Here is a 13,116-nt window from a genome sequence, read left to right as displayed (position 1 = left end):
CCCTAGCCTCAAAGAAGGCTCCGAGGGACTGGGATACCTGCACGATGGGGGCGAGCATTAGGAATAGTGCGGTAACGAAGATGGTAAGTGCCTCTCCCGACAAATCACCGTTGTTTAACCTAATGGATCCGAACATGACGACCGCGAGAAGTGCCATGTAGGAAGCCACAGTGCTCAAGGGGTCAAGAACAGCTTCGACGAAGCTCATCTTTCGCCGATTCCGGTAAGCGTGGTCAATCTCGGTGGACAAGTTGCCAATGACCTTTTTCTCGACTCGGAAGGCCTTGATGGTCCGAATTGCTGATAGCGCTGACTGTAAGATTTCTCCGAGCGCTGCAAGGTGGTCCTGAACTTTCGACGAAAGATTCTGTAGGGAACTTGAAATAGCTAGAATTATCACTAGAGCTATCAGCAGCACTGCAACTACGACCAAGAGTAATTTCCAGTCCACCACAGCCATATAAATGAGTGCACCGATGATTACGGTGACCCCACCCACGAAATCAGTAAGGGTAGAAGAGAAAGCTGTGCTAACGATGGAGGTGTCCGACGTTATCCGTGTGGTGAAGCTGCCCGACCCCCCTTTCTCAAACTCCTTCATCTGCAGGTAGAGAAGGTGCTTCGTGATCTTCTTACGCATGTCGCGGACTGTTCGGTCCGCTGCGATGGATACCACGTACATTGTAGCGGCTGTCAAAACGGATGTTCCCAGAATAGTTAACAGTAGGAGTATCAGTGGTTGCTGAAACTCGCCGTTACTCACTCCGGATATTAACTGGCCAACAAGTGCGGGTTGAAGAAGTGTAACAGCGGTAGACAACAATGACAGGAGGATTCCCAGGCTGATTAGTCCAGCATTGTTTCGTAGAAGGTTGAAGGCTGTCATTGAGTTGAAATTTCTCGGTTCAGGCTCTCGCCGGGGGCTGGGGTTAATGTGGTGCATCAGCGATTCCGTTCCGGACCGTGAAGCGGTAGTAAAAGACGGGATCCTCATCTTGTGCATAGCCTGCCGAGCGCACCAGCATCACCTCGTACTCAGATGTGCAGGGCGAAATTTCTTCGGCATTGGCTACCATAAAATTGGCAATGGCCTGGCGGCCTGCCTGAATGACATCGCGCTCTCCTTTTGAGAGAGTAGTGTTGGCTAAGCTTTCTAAAGTGGAGAAGATGTCGATAATACCCTTGGAGCGCCGGGATGCCGCGGAATAGAAAGGGGACAACCACGCTAAACCGTCACCGTTGCGGGACATAGTGTTCTCTTTCCACGGGGAGAACGCATCTCCTTCCCGAACTCTGTAGAAAAGGTGGTCGTCATGGATTCCCGGATTGGGTGCAAAGAATGCCCAGTTGGGCATAAATATGGTCGAACTTAATCGAGATAGAAGTTCCCTGCTCCGATGGTTTCCTCCTGGATGCTGTCCGAGCAAGGTTAGAGTGAACCAAGAACCGAACACAACCGCAATTACGTTACGCAGCATGGACAGCACCACCGTCCACTAGCTGGGCAATCCGCTTTACTGCGTGCCTGTCAAGAATAATCGTCTCATGAGACGTCTCATCAAGAATGGTCAGGTCCGCAGGGGTACAAATGTATTCAGAAAAAAGTTCTTTCTGGCTAGCATCCCCTATGGACCGTGCGGAGGCGACCACTCGGACATTTGTTGATGGCTGAGGTGCTCGAATGACGGTACCGTCGAAGAGTAAATTCGCTAGCGTAGTAAATTCTCTCCTCGTGGCGCGTATGCAACGCCCGCTCCGGCGCTCCCTCCTGACTGCATCAATATGGGGATGACGCCGCCCGTCAAGGGCGCGTGGACCAATCGAGGCATCCAAGAGTTCACCCCCAAACGGACTTAGGAGATGACGATTGTTTAGCTCCTCCACACCGAGCATCACTCCCAACATGCGTTTGGGATCTCTGACGGCCTCATGTAGATGCGAAGGCTCGATGAGTAAGGCATCGCACCAGTTGGGTTCCTCTAACCTCATTAACGCTAGGTGCGCTAACAACCCCCCAAATGAATGGCCTACGACAGTAACCCGATGATACTGCTCATGCAGCCACCGGATGATCTCGACTAGCTCATCCATCGACTGAGTGACAGAATAGGGAGCATCTGTACAAAATCGGGACGCTCCATATCCAGGCCTATCGTACCTAATTACCGGCCTACCGGTGAACTCTGCTATCTCTTCCCCAAGGCGGGCAAGCGACACTGATGAATTTCCCATTCCGTGAACCAGAAGAATACAGTTCTGAGATTCATCACTACCCATTCTCTTGTACACCGCGATCTCATTACGCACACGACTTCTTCGCATATGACAAGGCCAATTCCTCGAAAATCGATCAGCATAGAACGCCCCAAGCATCTCTCCCGCTTTGAGAGCTCCGAGCACACCACCTGCAATGAGAGCGGTTTTTCTGTAGAAATCAGTCACTAAATCGTCCTTTAAGTCGATTGGTGGAATTCGCAACAGCTGGATAGGTGGAGGTAAACACTAGGAAAAATCGCCCCAGGCCCATAAGCGGGACATTTGCCGCATGAAAGGCAAACATCGAAGCAAGGGCCGCTCTCCCCACACCACGATGCAGGAGTAAGAACGGGAAAAGCATTTCCAGCATCACCGTGGAGTAGGTAAACGACTCTGACAGTCGGGGGTTTCGTCGCAGAAACTGGTAGAATACGCGGTTCCCGTAAACCTCTGTTCGAACCACCCGCTCGACCGCAGTGCCATTGAGCCATTCTCTCCCCAGTGACTTGACTGCACCGGCAACGAAGTAACTGAACGCTGTCTGCGCTGCAATAAAATCGACAGCTAAATCCCGGTTCTTCCCGCCACCTAGTCGACCCAAAGCCGATGAGGCTAGGATGATTGCTGAATACTGTTCCGCACCGTCGCTACCATTGATCGTATACCGGTTTCCCAACAGGTAAGATAGCGCACTCACTGAACTTGCCGCTAGTCTGGCATTATTCTTGGTCGGCAGCAGAAGTACCACTGATGCGCCGATGCGTGCTATAGCAAGACAACGAACAAAAATCTCTCGTGCCTCAGCATCAGAAATCCCGTCCCCGGCATTGAAGAGATGCTTTGTGTAATTCCAGTCATTAATACCCCCGAACCGTCGTTCTTTGGGAGACATCCCTTCGAGCGTTGCAAGAAGCTGGGAGAGTGCGGAAGCCCGTTCAGTAAATTCAAGAGGGGCCTGCAGAGGTTTATATATAAGCCCCTGCAGGACTTTCAGTGTGTTGATCATTTAGTACCTAGACAGCCACCAAGGTTTCTTTGTGGTCAGTTGCGGCAGGCTCGGCACCGCGCTGTGTACGGGTAACAGCACGCATGATGCGGACGGCAATACGGATAGTCACGGTTGGGGTACACGTCATCGGTGCGGATCCTATAGCGAGAAATCCGTCACGGTCGGCGGGGATCAGGCCCCGGTCTTGAGCAGAATTAACCGCAGTGGCGAGCATGCTGACTACCTTTCTCTCAGAGGTGCATGATTTGAGAGCATTTCTTTGCATGAAATGCCGATAGTGAATTATCCCACTTTTATGGGTGATAGACATGCTATCACAGTTTAACTATGGTCGCAATCACAGTTTAACTATGGCCGCAGGGGTGTATATTCAGGATGCTGGTTAAGTAGAACCAGAAGCTCTTAATTGTTTACGGCTTACGTACAGGCATAGGGGAATAGCAAGCTTTTTGAAGTGCCCCCGAGTTTTGTTCCTAGGCATTTACCTTGATTTTTATTATTGTTTGGAGCGAGTTCTGCTTCCAAAACCCGACTTCAACCTCAGTCGGGGTTCGGTATCCCAAGCTTTGATGCAATCTTGTCTCGTTCCACCATGGCACCCACTCAAACGTGGCGATTTCTACTTCGACAACATCATCCCACCTGCGAGTATGGATCAGCTCACCTCTTATGAGGGGCCGTTAAAGTTTTCAGCTAAAGCATTGTCATACCAGTCACCGACAGTCCCGGTGGAAGCGGCAATCCCGTGCTGGGCTAGCCGCTCGTTGTAGACCACGCTGACGTACTGCGACCCGTGATCTGAATGGTGAATAAGACCTGTTGTTTCTTCAGCGCACTTGGGTTGCCTGGTTGAGAGTGTGCTGCGGCAACACCTGAAGTGCGCATCGAGTCCGATAGCGCCCAACCAAACAATGCGCCTGGAGTAAACGTCGGTAACAAAAGCGGTATAGACGAGTCCTCTTCGTGTCCGTACATATGTAATGTCAGCAATCCACAGTTTGTTCGGACCCTGGGCTTTGAATTCACGCTCAACCAAGTCTGGGCGCAGATCAGGCACGTTAGGCTTACGGGTTGTGGTAGGTGACCGGCCTTTGCCTTTGCCTGAAACACCTGCCAGACGCATCAGCCGGGCGGTGTGCTCTTGCCCGATATCGATTCGGTCACGGCGGAGAGCATGCCACATTTTCCGCACACCGTAAACACCGTAATTATCCCGATGAACAGCACTAATACGTTCAACCAGCACGCCGTCACGAAGGCGACGAGCACTTAATCCACGGGCCTTGGATGGCGGTACCCACGCGAGGTAATGAAGCCACCTTCGCGATTGTTCTTCAACGTCGTACAAATGAACTCGACTGAGAAACGATCCCGGTATTCATTGATAAACCGGATCATAACGAGGTTTTGGGTCGAGTTCCGACGCGAAAAAAGCCGAGGCAGCCTTCAGCAGCTCATTAGTATCGCGTAGCTCTTGATTTTCACGGCGCGGCCTCGCGTTTTCGGCGGCCAAATCTTCAGGCACAGGTTCTGGGATGGTTCTCGAACGGCGAGCAGGCTTAAGTCCATTGACGAGCCGTGTGCCATGAAACCCCTAGCTTTGGGGCTACTGCCTGGCACGCAGCCTGCATCGACATGTTCTCTGCCAGGATGCGATCCTCCACCAAGCGAACGACGCGGTCCTTGGCATCCTGGTCAAATTTCCCTTGGCATATTCCAAATTTTCCCATCTACTCAAACGGAACAAAACCTGGAGCACTTCAATCAGCTGTCGCCAAGAAGTCTTTCGATGGTGCATGCGCTGCAACACGTGCAGACGACACTCCTGGTGCAATCTTGTAGCTCCTGATGTCTTTGAAGCCGAGACGTCAACTACACTGACTAAAGCAGCATAGTTACCGCCCGACATGTCTACTTTCCGGGGGCAACCCTCCCCCGCACCACCCGCAAAGTTGACGATCTATATAGGAACACCCCAATCCCCTTTGCGCGTCAGGTTGATCTGGGGACCCCATGTAGACAAACAAATAACCTGCCCCGGGGGCAAAACGGTGCCCTTGGAGCAGGTTAGCGCGGGCTTGTCAGAGCCCTGTTGAAACGCCGGTAGTTTAAGCGCTCGTATTAAAAATCGCGCAGGATGCGCTGTGCCAGAGGCTCAGACGATGCTGGGTTCTGGCCGGTGTAAAGGTTGCGATCTACTTCGACGTACGGTTGCATCGGATCGGTCTGCTTAAAGTCAGCACCGAGTTCACGCAGACGAGTCTCAACTACCCACTTGGCGGCTGCGATGGTCTCCTCGCCTTCTTCGGCGTTGGTAAAGCCAGTCATGGTGTAGCCCTTAAGCGGCCAGTTGTCATTGTCCATGGCGAGCAAAGCAGCTGGAGCGTGGCATACCAGGGAAAGCGCACGACCGGATTCAATACGGTCCTGCAGCAGTTTGGCGGAATCCTGGTCATAAGCCAGGTCTTCCATTGGGCCGTGGCCGCCAGGGTAAAAGACGAGGTCATAGTCAGCCTCGTTAACATCAGCCAGGTTAAGCGGGTTGTTCAGCTCCGAGCCGATTTCTCCCAGGTAATTCTCGTATTCTGCGCGCTCGCTGTCGGACAAAACATCGAGGCTGTACTGGTCTACTACTGGGGCCTTTGCATTTGGCGTCGCGAAGTCGATGTTCCATCCAGCGTTTTTGAATACGCGGTGTGGAGCAATCAGCTCTTCAGCCCAGTAACCGGTAGGGCGGGTGCTGCCGTCAGCCAGCGTCCATTTATCGGCGGCGGTAACTACGAATAGTGCGGAAGGCATAACTTCCTCCTTGTATATAGGTGAGCTATCTAATGTTCTTCAGATGTGTTGTACCCGCAAGTGCGTTGCACCCGGAAGGACAACGACACCAAGAATACGCTTCGCTGGATTTTCGTTGGCGAGATTTTTCTTCATGAGTCTTGCGGCAGAGGCAGAAAAACGCCGCAATTTCGGGCCGGAAATTCGCACCCATAGCGACATAACTGCTGCTCAAGACGATATCGAGAGAAAATACGATGTACATGAAGCCCGAATGCTGCGCCTCTAAGAAAAAAGATGATTTGTCAACTATTTCACATTCTTGGAAAGTCGGTTGGTGGCGAGTGATGTCGATTCCCGGTCTATTTCGCCGCTTGAGAACCAAGACGGAGGAAGTTAATTAAGACATCACGATGAGGCCAAGCACCCTTTTCGCTATTATTCACGCCCGCGCCACTCAATTCATTTGAGATGTACGTTAAAAACATGGAACCAAAATCAGTGACCGTCAGCCAATTTCGTAAGTCCCACGACCAAATCCTTGCGGAAGCACAACATATGCCTATCACCATCACCAGCCAGCGAAGCCGTGCCCGCGCCGTAGTCGTCTCCCCCTCATTTTTTGCTCGCGCTGTTGCAGCATTAGAAGATCAAGAAGACATCAATGCTGCCGAAATTGCCCGAGAAGAAGTTGAAGAAATCTCACATGATGAGCTCAAAAAAGAACTCGGGCTTACCGAAACCAGCACTTCTTCGTCCACAAGCGACGAAAAGAATTGGACGAATTAGCGTGTTTATGACGGGATTCACAGTAACCTTGTATCTATGAGGTTACAGACAGCTTTTATCCCGACGGCAGCAGCATTTTCTGTGTTATCGGCGTGCTCCACAGTCGAGAGCGAACCTCCGACGCCTCAAACACATATTTCAGTCACCACATCCCCAACATCACCGGCCACGGCAACACAGCCCCAAGAAGCACCTGACGCCCCTGATACCCCTGACGCCAAGCACAACGGCAAACCCACTGCACCAGTTCACAATGACCACGGAATGTTCACCGTAAAATGCCAGGTAGCAAAAATTGAATCAGATCATGGCATCGTCGGATACGTATACGGAAACCATAAAACCAGCATCCCCATCGCTGAGCAGGATGCCGAGCAGTTCGTCCCAAAATTCGGCCCGGGAAACGAGAAGCAAAATTGCAGCACGGTCGAAGAATACATCCCTAGTGGAGCCTATGATCTGCATGACCAGGTGTTCTAAACTAGCGGCATGACTACTCCAGATTCTGGCCCAGATTCTGCCCCTGCCGATGCTGCTTCCGCTGCCGCCACTGGCCCTGCCGAGAATTTGCACCCAGTCAAATTAATTGGTGGCGGCCCCGGCGCGTGGGATCTCATCACGCTCCGCGGCCAAGCCGCACTCCACGAGGCTGACGTCATCGTCGCAGACCACCTGGGCCCCACCCCGTTTCTGGATCAATTGTGCGATATTTCCAGCAAAAAGCTTGTCGACGCTTCCAAACTGCCGTATAAAAAGCAGGTCGCCCAAGAAGAAATCAACCGCATACTCGTCGAATACACCCAAGCCGGATACAAGGTGGTGCGGCTCAAAGGCGGCGATCCGTTTGTGTTCGGCCGCGGTTTTGAAGAAATCACGGCACTCGCAGAAGCTGGGATCGCCTGCGAAGTCATTCCCGGCGTAAGTTCCGCTTATGCTGTTCCGGGGTTGGCACACATACCTGTTACCCAACGGGGCGTCGTGCATGCCGCCACCGTCGTCAGTGGGCACCTGCCACCGGGGCACGAAAAATCCCTGGTTGATTGGTCTGCACTGGCGCACTCCGGTGCCACGCTGTCCATCATCATGGGGGTGCGCAACGCCAGTGCAATCGCGGATGCGCTTATCGACGCTGGCCTGGCCGCAGCTACCCCCGCCGCCGTCATTCAGGAAGGAAGCCTTGCCGACGAGCGGGTGTTCCGTTGCCAGCTCGAACAGCTCGGCGCAACCATTGCAGAAAATTCGGTGGAACCACCTGCGGTGATCGTCATCGGAGATGTAGCCGGGCTGGAATCTTCTGCTCAGTAGCATCCGGATCAGCACCCGCCGGCTCACGAGCTGCCGCCCCATCATCCACCGGCTCTGTGCGCGATTCGGTGCTTGCCGCGGCTGCACTCTGCAGCGATTCCGCCCTCATGCGTGTGTGATAACGGCGCACCCCGTGCACGGTCAACGCGACCCCCACCACCATGATCGCGAGCTGCACCGGCCACACCGTATCCAGTGGCAGCAGGTAGCGAATATTCAATGCGATAATCGCCGAACCCACCAGCCCGCCCAGGGCCACCGGGTTAATGCGGGAAATCAGCCAGGCAGCGATGGGAGCGGCAATGCTTCCGCCAATCAACAAGGCCACAACCGCGGCGGTATGCGACACGATTTCCTCCCATAAGCCCACCACAAAACCAGCGGATGCGCCCGCGGCCACCAGAAACTCCGAGGCAGAGACCGTGCCGACGATATACCGCGGCTGTTGCCTGCCGACGCCCAGCAGCGTGGAGGTAGTCACCGGGCCCCAGCCGCCGCCACCCGTGGAATCCACCAGACCACCCACGGCACCCAAGAATCCTAAAAACGGTGTGGAATACTCCGCCTTTTTTGCCAGCTTGCGTTTCGTGCGCCCTTGGCTAAATCGCCACACCAGGTTTGCCCCGATGGCCACCAGCACGACTGCGGTAATCGGCTGCGCCTTATCCAGTGGCAAATTGGATAAAAACATTGCGCCGACAAACCCGGCGAGTGCCCCGGGAAATCCCAGCCGCGCCACCACGGACCAATCCACGTTGCCAAACCGCCAGTGGCTAAAACCTGAAACCGCGGTGGTTCCGAGTTCTGCTACGTGCACCACGGCCGAAGCTTGCGCAGCACCCAAACCTGCGAGCCCCAGGAGGATCGTTGTTGAGGTCACCCCGAAACCCATGCCGATGCCGCCGTCGACAAGCTGCGCGGCGAAACCAGCCAGGGCAATAAAAATTAAACCTCTCATGATTTTCCTCAAATCTGCGCGGCTACTACCTCTGCGAGTGCCGTGCCTAGTGGTTGGGAATAGGTGATTCTGCGTTCTTGTACTGCGGATTCCCCTGCTTGCGCTGCACCAGCTGGTGCTCCACCGTCTGGTGCTGCATTAATTTCTTCGGCTTGGCGATACATTCGATCCAGCAACAAGCCATGGCTGACAAACAGCGGCACCAGGTGCATTCGCTCGTGGTGCTGGGCCAGCTCTGCCAACCGGTTCGGGCCGGTCGCAAATACCACGCTGATGCCGTCGGCACTGTTCTGTTCGGCATCAGACTGATTTACGTCGGGCTGATTTACGCCGGACTGATGAGCACCGGCCTGGTTCACGCCGGCACGCCGTGCAGCAACACGACTGGCGAGCTTGTCGACGCTCACATTGGCCGCATGATCAGAAGATCCCACCGACACCAACACCACGTGCGCCCCAGCCGGAGCCTCGCGAGCAATCACCCGGGACAACAACTCCTCCATGGCAACACCGGTGCCCAGCCCGTCGGCAAGTTCCACGTCCGCCCCAGCGCGCTGTGCCTGCTGGCGCACCGCAGCGAGTTGTTCCGGAACATCAACTTTCTGGTGAAACCCACGCGTAAACAGCAACGGGACGATCACCAGATGCTTGTGCCCATCAGCAATCGCCTCGGCCACGGCGGTGCGCAGATCAGGTTCGTTGAATTCCAGGTGGCTGCTGTAGCCTTCCACCCCAGCGCTGTTCGCGGCTGCTGCGCTGAGCTCATCGATCAAACCAACAGCCTGCGGGTGGCGTGAGCCGTGCGAAAGAGTAATCAGCGCAGTCATTATTAGCTCTCCCCCCCGTTACCTCTGCCCGATTAATCCCGCAGCCAGCGAGTTGCCATCGTGCGGGTCCGCCAGCACGAATGCGCCCCGTTTGCCACGGGCGGCATAATCATCCACTGCGATCTCCACGGCGGTTTCTAATTCCACGGTGGCGATCTCATTGAGGGCTAACTGGGATTGTGCTGTCTGCTCCTGCGCTGACTCGTCCTGGCCAGTCTCGATGCTGGCCACGCGCACCTTATACTTGCCGCTGTCATACAGCAGGTGCAGTTTTTGCCCCGCACGCACGCCTTTATCGGACAGTCCCACCAGCGTGGCCGTAAATTTCCGCGTACTGCGCGGGCTGCTACCAGCGGAAATAAAATCACCGCGCACCAAATCAATCTCATCAGCCAACCGCAGCACCACGGAATCACCAGAGTGCGCCTCCTGCAGCTGTCCGTCGGCAGTATCAATGCCAACGACGGTGCTGGTACGCCCGCCACTGACAGTGACGGCATCGCCCACAGCAACCGCACCGGTGGTGACCCGCCCGGCGTACCCGCGGTAATCAGTCTGCGGCTCGCGGATGACGTATTGGATGGGGAAACGGAAATCCAGCCCGGCAGCGATATCGCTTTCCGCCGGTTGGATGGTATCGAGCAGTTCCACGATCGGCTGGCCGTCGTACCACGGTGTGTGCGCAGATCTCTCCACCACGTTGTCACCAGCCAACGCGGAGATCGGCACCACGCGAGTATGACGTGGCGCCAGCGCACCAAGCTCTGCTAAGGCGTCGGCAAGCTGGGCTTGGATGTCCTCATACACGGCCTGGTCATAGCCGACCAGGTCAATCTTGTTCACCGCGATGATGACGTCCTGGATTCCCAACAGCGCCGCAATGTGCAGGTGGCGCTTGGTTTGTTCCACCACCCCATAGCGGGCATCAATGAGCAGGATGACGACTTCCGCCGTGGACATGCCCGTGATCGTATTTCGGGTGTACTGAACGTGCCCCGGAGTATCTGCGAGGATGAAGCTGCGCTGGTCAGTGGCGAAATATCGGTAAGCGACGTCGATGGTGATGCCCTGTTCGCGTTCGGCGCGCAGGCCGTCGACAAGCAAGGAAAAATCCAGACCATCGAAGCCGCGTTTCGACGAACTCGCCGCCACGGCTTCTAACTGGTCGGATAACACCGATTTGGTGTCGTGCAGCAAACGCCCCACGAAAGTGGATTTGCCATCGTCGACCGATCCGGCGGTGCAGATGCGCAACGCACGGCGATTGTCCAGGATGGTTGCGGTGGATTCGGTACTTGCTGTAGTTGCGGTGGTTGCGGTGCTAGTCATCAGAAGTAACCTTCCTTCTTGCGGTCTTCCATGGCGGATTCGGAGATACGATCATCAGCGCGGGTCGCACCGCGTTCTGTGAGTGGAGAAGCCGCGATTTCCGTCAACACCTCATCGATGGTTTCGGCTTCGGACAACACCGCCCCGGTGCAGGACATATCGCCGACCGTGCGATAGCGCACCGTGCGGGTTACCGGGGTGTTCGAGTTTCCCGGGGTGGCCGGGTCTGCACCAGCTGCGTTTGCGGCTGAGCTGCCCGCACCCCAGGGCCCGGGAGATAGCCACATGCCGTCGCGTTCAATTACCTCACGCTGGTGCGCGAAGTAAATGCTGGGAAGTTCCAGCCCGCGCGCGGCGATGTATTGCCAGACGTCAACTTCTGTCCAATTCGAGATAGGAAACACGCGGATATTTTCTTCCGGCAACTTGCCGCCGTTGTAGATATTCCACAGTTCCGGACGCTGCCGCCGTGGATCCCAACCGCCGAAACTATCGCGCACCGAGAAAATGCGCTCTTTCGCTCGGGCGCGTTCCTCGTCGCGCCGCGCCCCGCCGAGTACCGCGTCGTAGCCGCGTTGTTCGATGGTGTCCACCAGCGGCACGGTCTGCAGCGGGTTCCGCGAGCCGTCGGCACGTTCTTGCAGTTCACCGCGGTCGATCCAGTCTTGCAGCTTGGCGACGTGCAGGTTTACGCCGTATTTTTCGACGGTGCGGTCGCGAAATTCCAGCACCTCTGGAAAGTTGTGCCCGGTATCGATGTGGATCAGCTCCGCCGGGATCGCGCCCGGGGCAAACGCCCGCCGGGCCAGTTCCAGCACCACGACGGAGTCTTTTCCGCCAGAAAACAGCAGCCCGACCTTGTCGAATTGCCCGGCGACCTCGCGCAGGATGTGGATGGATTCGTTTTCGAGTTCGTGCAGGTGCGGCGATAACGCGGTGCCGGTTGGGTGGGTTGGCTGGCTGGTGTGGGGTGGTTGGTTGATTTGGGTGGGGTTGTTCACGCTTGTGCTCATGTGTGTAGTCCGCATTCTGTTTTGTTCAGTCCAGCCCAGCGCCCGGCGCGTGGGTCTTGGCCTTCCGCTACTGGCAAGGTGCAGGTCGCACACCCGATTGACGGGTAGCCCTGCCTGGTCAACGGGTGCACGATCAGGTCGTGCTTGTCGACGTAGTCTTCCGTGTCTTGCAGGCTCCATGTCACCAGCGGGCTGATTTTCAACCGGCCCGTATCGTCGAGGCTTAGCGCGGGTGCTTGTGCGCGCGTGGGGCCGTCGTCACGCCGCAGCCCGGTGACCCACCCCGCGAATGGCGAGAGGTTGCGCGCAAGTGGTTCGACTTTGCGCATCCGGCAGCAGGCCGTCGGGTTGGAGGCATAGAGCCGCGGACCGTAGACCTCGTCTTGCTCGTTGCGGTTCAGCGTGGGCGTGGCAGTAATAAACTGCTGGTCGTAGCGCTGCTGCACCTGCTTGGCGACATCGAGGGTCTCGTCGAAGTGATAGCCAGTGTCCAAGAACAACAGGCTGGCGCGCGGGGCATAGCGGCTGGCGAGTTCTGCCAACACGGTGTTTTCCATGGACATGGTCACCGCGATTTCACCGGGCACGTGGCCGTCCGCCCACGCCAGGATGTCTTCGGCACTGGCGTCATATAGCGCGTCGGCGTAATCGGTTACGAGCTGCCGGTTGCGCGCCGCGATGTCGTCGGCAAGCGGCTCCGCCGTGGTGGCAGCGCCTGCTGGGGACCGTTCCAGGTCGCGATAACTCTGCTCCGTGCCCGATGTTCCACGTGAAACATTGAGAAAATTCAGCGACTTGTGCAGGGAGTTCTGCAGCGCCTCATTGGTGGACACCGCCGGTTCGGGCGCGGCC

The 13,116-nt window shown here is 55.9% G+C and carries 17 protein-coding genes and 1 pseudogene; 4 read left to right on the top strand and 14 right to left on the bottom strand.

Features of this window, described 5'->3' with window-relative positions:
• From U1140_RS10620 to U1140_RS10580, 9 genes and pseudogenes are all read right to left on the bottom strand, one after another.
• The coding region (locus U1140_RS10620) for an ABC transporter transmembrane domain-containing protein (protein WP_369847781.1) at positions 1-820 on the bottom strand (820 nt) is incomplete at its 3' end.
• Positions 821-929: 109 nt separating this feature from the next.
• Complete coding sequence (locus U1140_RS10615) at positions 930-1,478, bottom strand: hypothetical protein (RefSeq protein ID WP_284873551.1); 549 nt, start codon at positions 1,476-1,478, stop codon at positions 930-932.
• The gene (locus U1140_RS10610) at positions 1,468-2,442 is read right to left on the bottom strand and encodes an alpha/beta hydrolase (protein ID WP_284815848.1); all 975 of its coding nucleotides are present in this window, start codon (positions 2,440-2,442) and stop codon (positions 1,468-1,470) included. The genes U1140_RS10615 and U1140_RS10610 overlap by 11 nt, the downstream gene beginning before the upstream one ends.
• Complete coding sequence (locus U1140_RS10605) at positions 2,435-3,262, bottom strand: HTTM domain-containing protein (protein WP_284815846.1); 828 nt, start codon at positions 3,260-3,262, stop codon at positions 2,435-2,437. Before U1140_RS10605 ends, U1140_RS10610 begins: the two co-directional genes overlap by 8 nt.
• A 7-nt stretch (positions 3,263-3,269) precedes the next feature.
• Complete coding sequence (locus tag U1140_RS10600; RefSeq protein ID WP_284815844.1) at positions 3,270-3,479, bottom strand: hypothetical protein; 210 nt, start codon at positions 3,477-3,479, stop codon at positions 3,270-3,272.
• Positions 3,480-3,738: 259 nt separating this feature from the next.
• Positions 3,739-3,921 carry an integrase core domain-containing protein gene (locus tag U1140_RS10595; RefSeq protein WP_369847779.1) on the bottom strand — a complete coding sequence of 61 codons (183 nt, stop codon included), beginning with the start codon at positions 3,919-3,921 and terminating at the stop codon, positions 3,739-3,741.
• 11 nt (positions 3,922-3,932) lie between these two features.
• Entirely contained in the window at positions 3,933-4,511 is a 579-nt protein-coding gene (locus U1140_RS10590; RefSeq protein ID WP_369847772.1) for an IS3 family transposase, read from the bottom strand.
• A gap of 313 nt (positions 4,512-4,824) precedes the next feature.
• Positions 4,825-5,024, bottom strand: a pseudogene (locus U1140_RS10585) (hypothetical protein).
• A 362-nt stretch (positions 5,025-5,386) separates the two neighbouring features.
• Positions 5,387-6,064, bottom strand: coding sequence for a type 1 glutamine amidotransferase domain-containing protein (locus U1140_RS10580; RefSeq protein WP_064833038.1), 678 nt, complete (start codon positions 6,062-6,064; stop codon positions 5,387-5,389).
• Between the two features lie 133 nt (positions 6,065-6,197).
• Here U1140_RS10580 and U1140_RS10575 point away from each other — a divergent pair, with 133 nt between their 5' ends.
• The 4 genes from U1140_RS10575 to cobA all read left to right on the top strand — a co-directional run bounded on the left by U1140_RS10575 (position 6,198) and on the right by cobA (position 8,137).
• Positions 6,198-6,332, top strand: a complete 135-nt coding sequence (locus U1140_RS10575; RefSeq protein WP_369847770.1) for a hypothetical protein — start codon at positions 6,198-6,200, stop codon at positions 6,330-6,332.
• A 197-nt stretch (positions 6,333-6,529) separates the two neighbouring features.
• The gene (locus U1140_RS10570) at positions 6,530-6,832 is read left to right on the top strand and encodes a prevent-host-death family protein (RefSeq protein WP_369847767.1); all 303 of its coding nucleotides are present in this window, start codon (positions 6,530-6,532) and stop codon (positions 6,830-6,832) included.
• 36 nt (positions 6,833-6,868) lie between these two features.
• Complete coding sequence (locus U1140_RS10565) at positions 6,869-7,312, top strand: hypothetical protein (RefSeq protein WP_369847765.1); 444 nt, start codon at positions 6,869-6,871, stop codon at positions 7,310-7,312.
• 9 nt (positions 7,313-7,321) lie between these two features.
• Positions 7,322-8,137 (top strand): uroporphyrinogen-III C-methyltransferase, encoded by an 816-nt coding sequence (cobA, locus tag U1140_RS10560; protein WP_369847763.1) that lies wholly within the window; start codon positions 7,322-7,324, stop codon positions 8,135-8,137.
• Here the strand turns inward: cobA and U1140_RS10555 are convergent.
• The 5 genes from U1140_RS10555 to U1140_RS10535 are packed head-to-tail and all read right to left on the bottom strand — an operon-like array spanning position 8,097 to position 13,055.
• Positions 8,097-9,095 carry a sulfite exporter TauE/SafE family protein gene (locus tag U1140_RS10555; RefSeq protein ID WP_369847761.1) on the bottom strand — a complete coding sequence of 333 codons (999 nt, stop codon included), beginning with the start codon at positions 9,093-9,095 and terminating at the stop codon, positions 8,097-8,099. The two genes, cobA and U1140_RS10555, sit on opposite strands and share 41 nt — an antisense overlap.
• Before the next feature lie 8 nt (positions 9,096-9,103).
• Positions 9,104-9,922, bottom strand: a complete 819-nt coding sequence (locus U1140_RS10550; protein ID WP_369847759.1) for a sirohydrochlorin chelatase — start codon at positions 9,920-9,922, stop codon at positions 9,104-9,106.
• A gap of 18 nt (positions 9,923-9,940) precedes the next feature.
• Positions 9,941-11,251, bottom strand: a complete 1,311-nt coding sequence (locus U1140_RS10545) for a sulfate adenylyltransferase subunit 1 (protein ID WP_369847757.1) — start codon at positions 11,249-11,251, stop codon at positions 9,941-9,943.
• On the bottom strand, positions 11,251-12,264 hold the full coding sequence (cysD, locus tag U1140_RS10540; protein WP_284862661.1) for a sulfate adenylyltransferase subunit CysD: 1,014 nt from the start codon (positions 12,262-12,264) through the stop codon (positions 11,251-11,253). The genes U1140_RS10545 and cysD overlap by 1 nt, the downstream gene beginning before the upstream one ends.
• Entirely contained in the window at positions 12,261-13,055 is a 795-nt protein-coding gene (locus tag U1140_RS10535; RefSeq protein WP_369847776.1) for a phosphoadenylyl-sulfate reductase, read from the bottom strand. The genes cysD and U1140_RS10535 overlap by 4 nt, the downstream gene beginning before the upstream one ends.
• Between the last annotated feature and the right edge of the window lie 61 nt (positions 13,056-13,116).

The organism is Corynebacterium drakensteinense (assembly GCF_041224285.1).
GTDB lineage: Bacteria > Actinomycetota > Actinomycetes > Mycobacteriales > Mycobacteriaceae > Corynebacterium.
Note: the sequence above shows the minus strand (reverse complement) of the source record. Positions and strands in the feature narration are given on the sequence as shown.

Excerpts from the sequence above, each read along its gene's own strand:
- U1140_RS10580 (WP_064833038.1), bottom strand. The coding sequence starts at position 6,064 with ATGCCTTCCGCACTATTCGTAGTTACCGCCGCCGATAAATGGACGCTG.
- U1140_RS10565 (WP_369847765.1), top strand. The coding sequence starts at position 6,869 with ATGAGGTTACAGACAGCTTTTATCCCGACGGCAGCAGCATTTTCTGTG.
- U1140_RS10600 (WP_284815844.1), bottom strand. The coding sequence starts at position 3,479 with ATGCTCGCCACTGCGGTTAATTCTGCTCAAGACCGGGGCCTGATCCCC.
- U1140_RS10605 (WP_284815846.1), bottom strand. The coding sequence starts at position 3,262 with ATGATCAACACACTGAAAGTCCTGCAGGGGCTTATATATAAACCTCTG.
- U1140_RS10550 (WP_369847759.1), bottom strand. The coding sequence starts at position 9,922 with ATGACTGCGCTGATTACTCTTTCGCACGGCTCACGCCACCCGCAGGCT.
- U1140_RS10570 (WP_369847767.1), top strand. The coding sequence starts at position 6,530 with ATGGAACCAAAATCAGTGACCGTCAGCCAATTTCGTAAGTCCCACGAC.
- U1140_RS10615 (WP_284873551.1), bottom strand. The coding sequence starts at position 1,478 with ATGCTGCGTAACGTAATTGCGGTTGTGTTCGGTTCTTGGTTCACTCTA.
- U1140_RS10545 (WP_369847757.1), bottom strand. The coding sequence starts at position 11,251 with ATGACTAGCACCGCAACCACCGCAACTACAGCAAGTACCGAATCCACC.
- cysD (WP_284862661.1), bottom strand. The coding sequence starts at position 12,264 with ATGAGCACAAGCGTGAACAACCCCACCCAAATCAACCAACCACCCCAC.
- U1140_RS10575 (WP_369847770.1), top strand. The coding sequence starts at position 6,198 with ATGAGTCTTGCGGCAGAGGCAGAAAAACGCCGCAATTTCGGGCCGGAA.
- U1140_RS10555 (WP_369847761.1), bottom strand. The coding sequence starts at position 9,095 with ATGAGAGGTTTAATTTTTATTGCCCTGGCTGGTTTCGCCGCGCAGCTT.
- cobA (WP_369847763.1), top strand. The coding sequence starts at position 7,322 with ATGACTACTCCAGATTCTGGCCCAGATTCTGCCCCTGCCGATGCTGCT.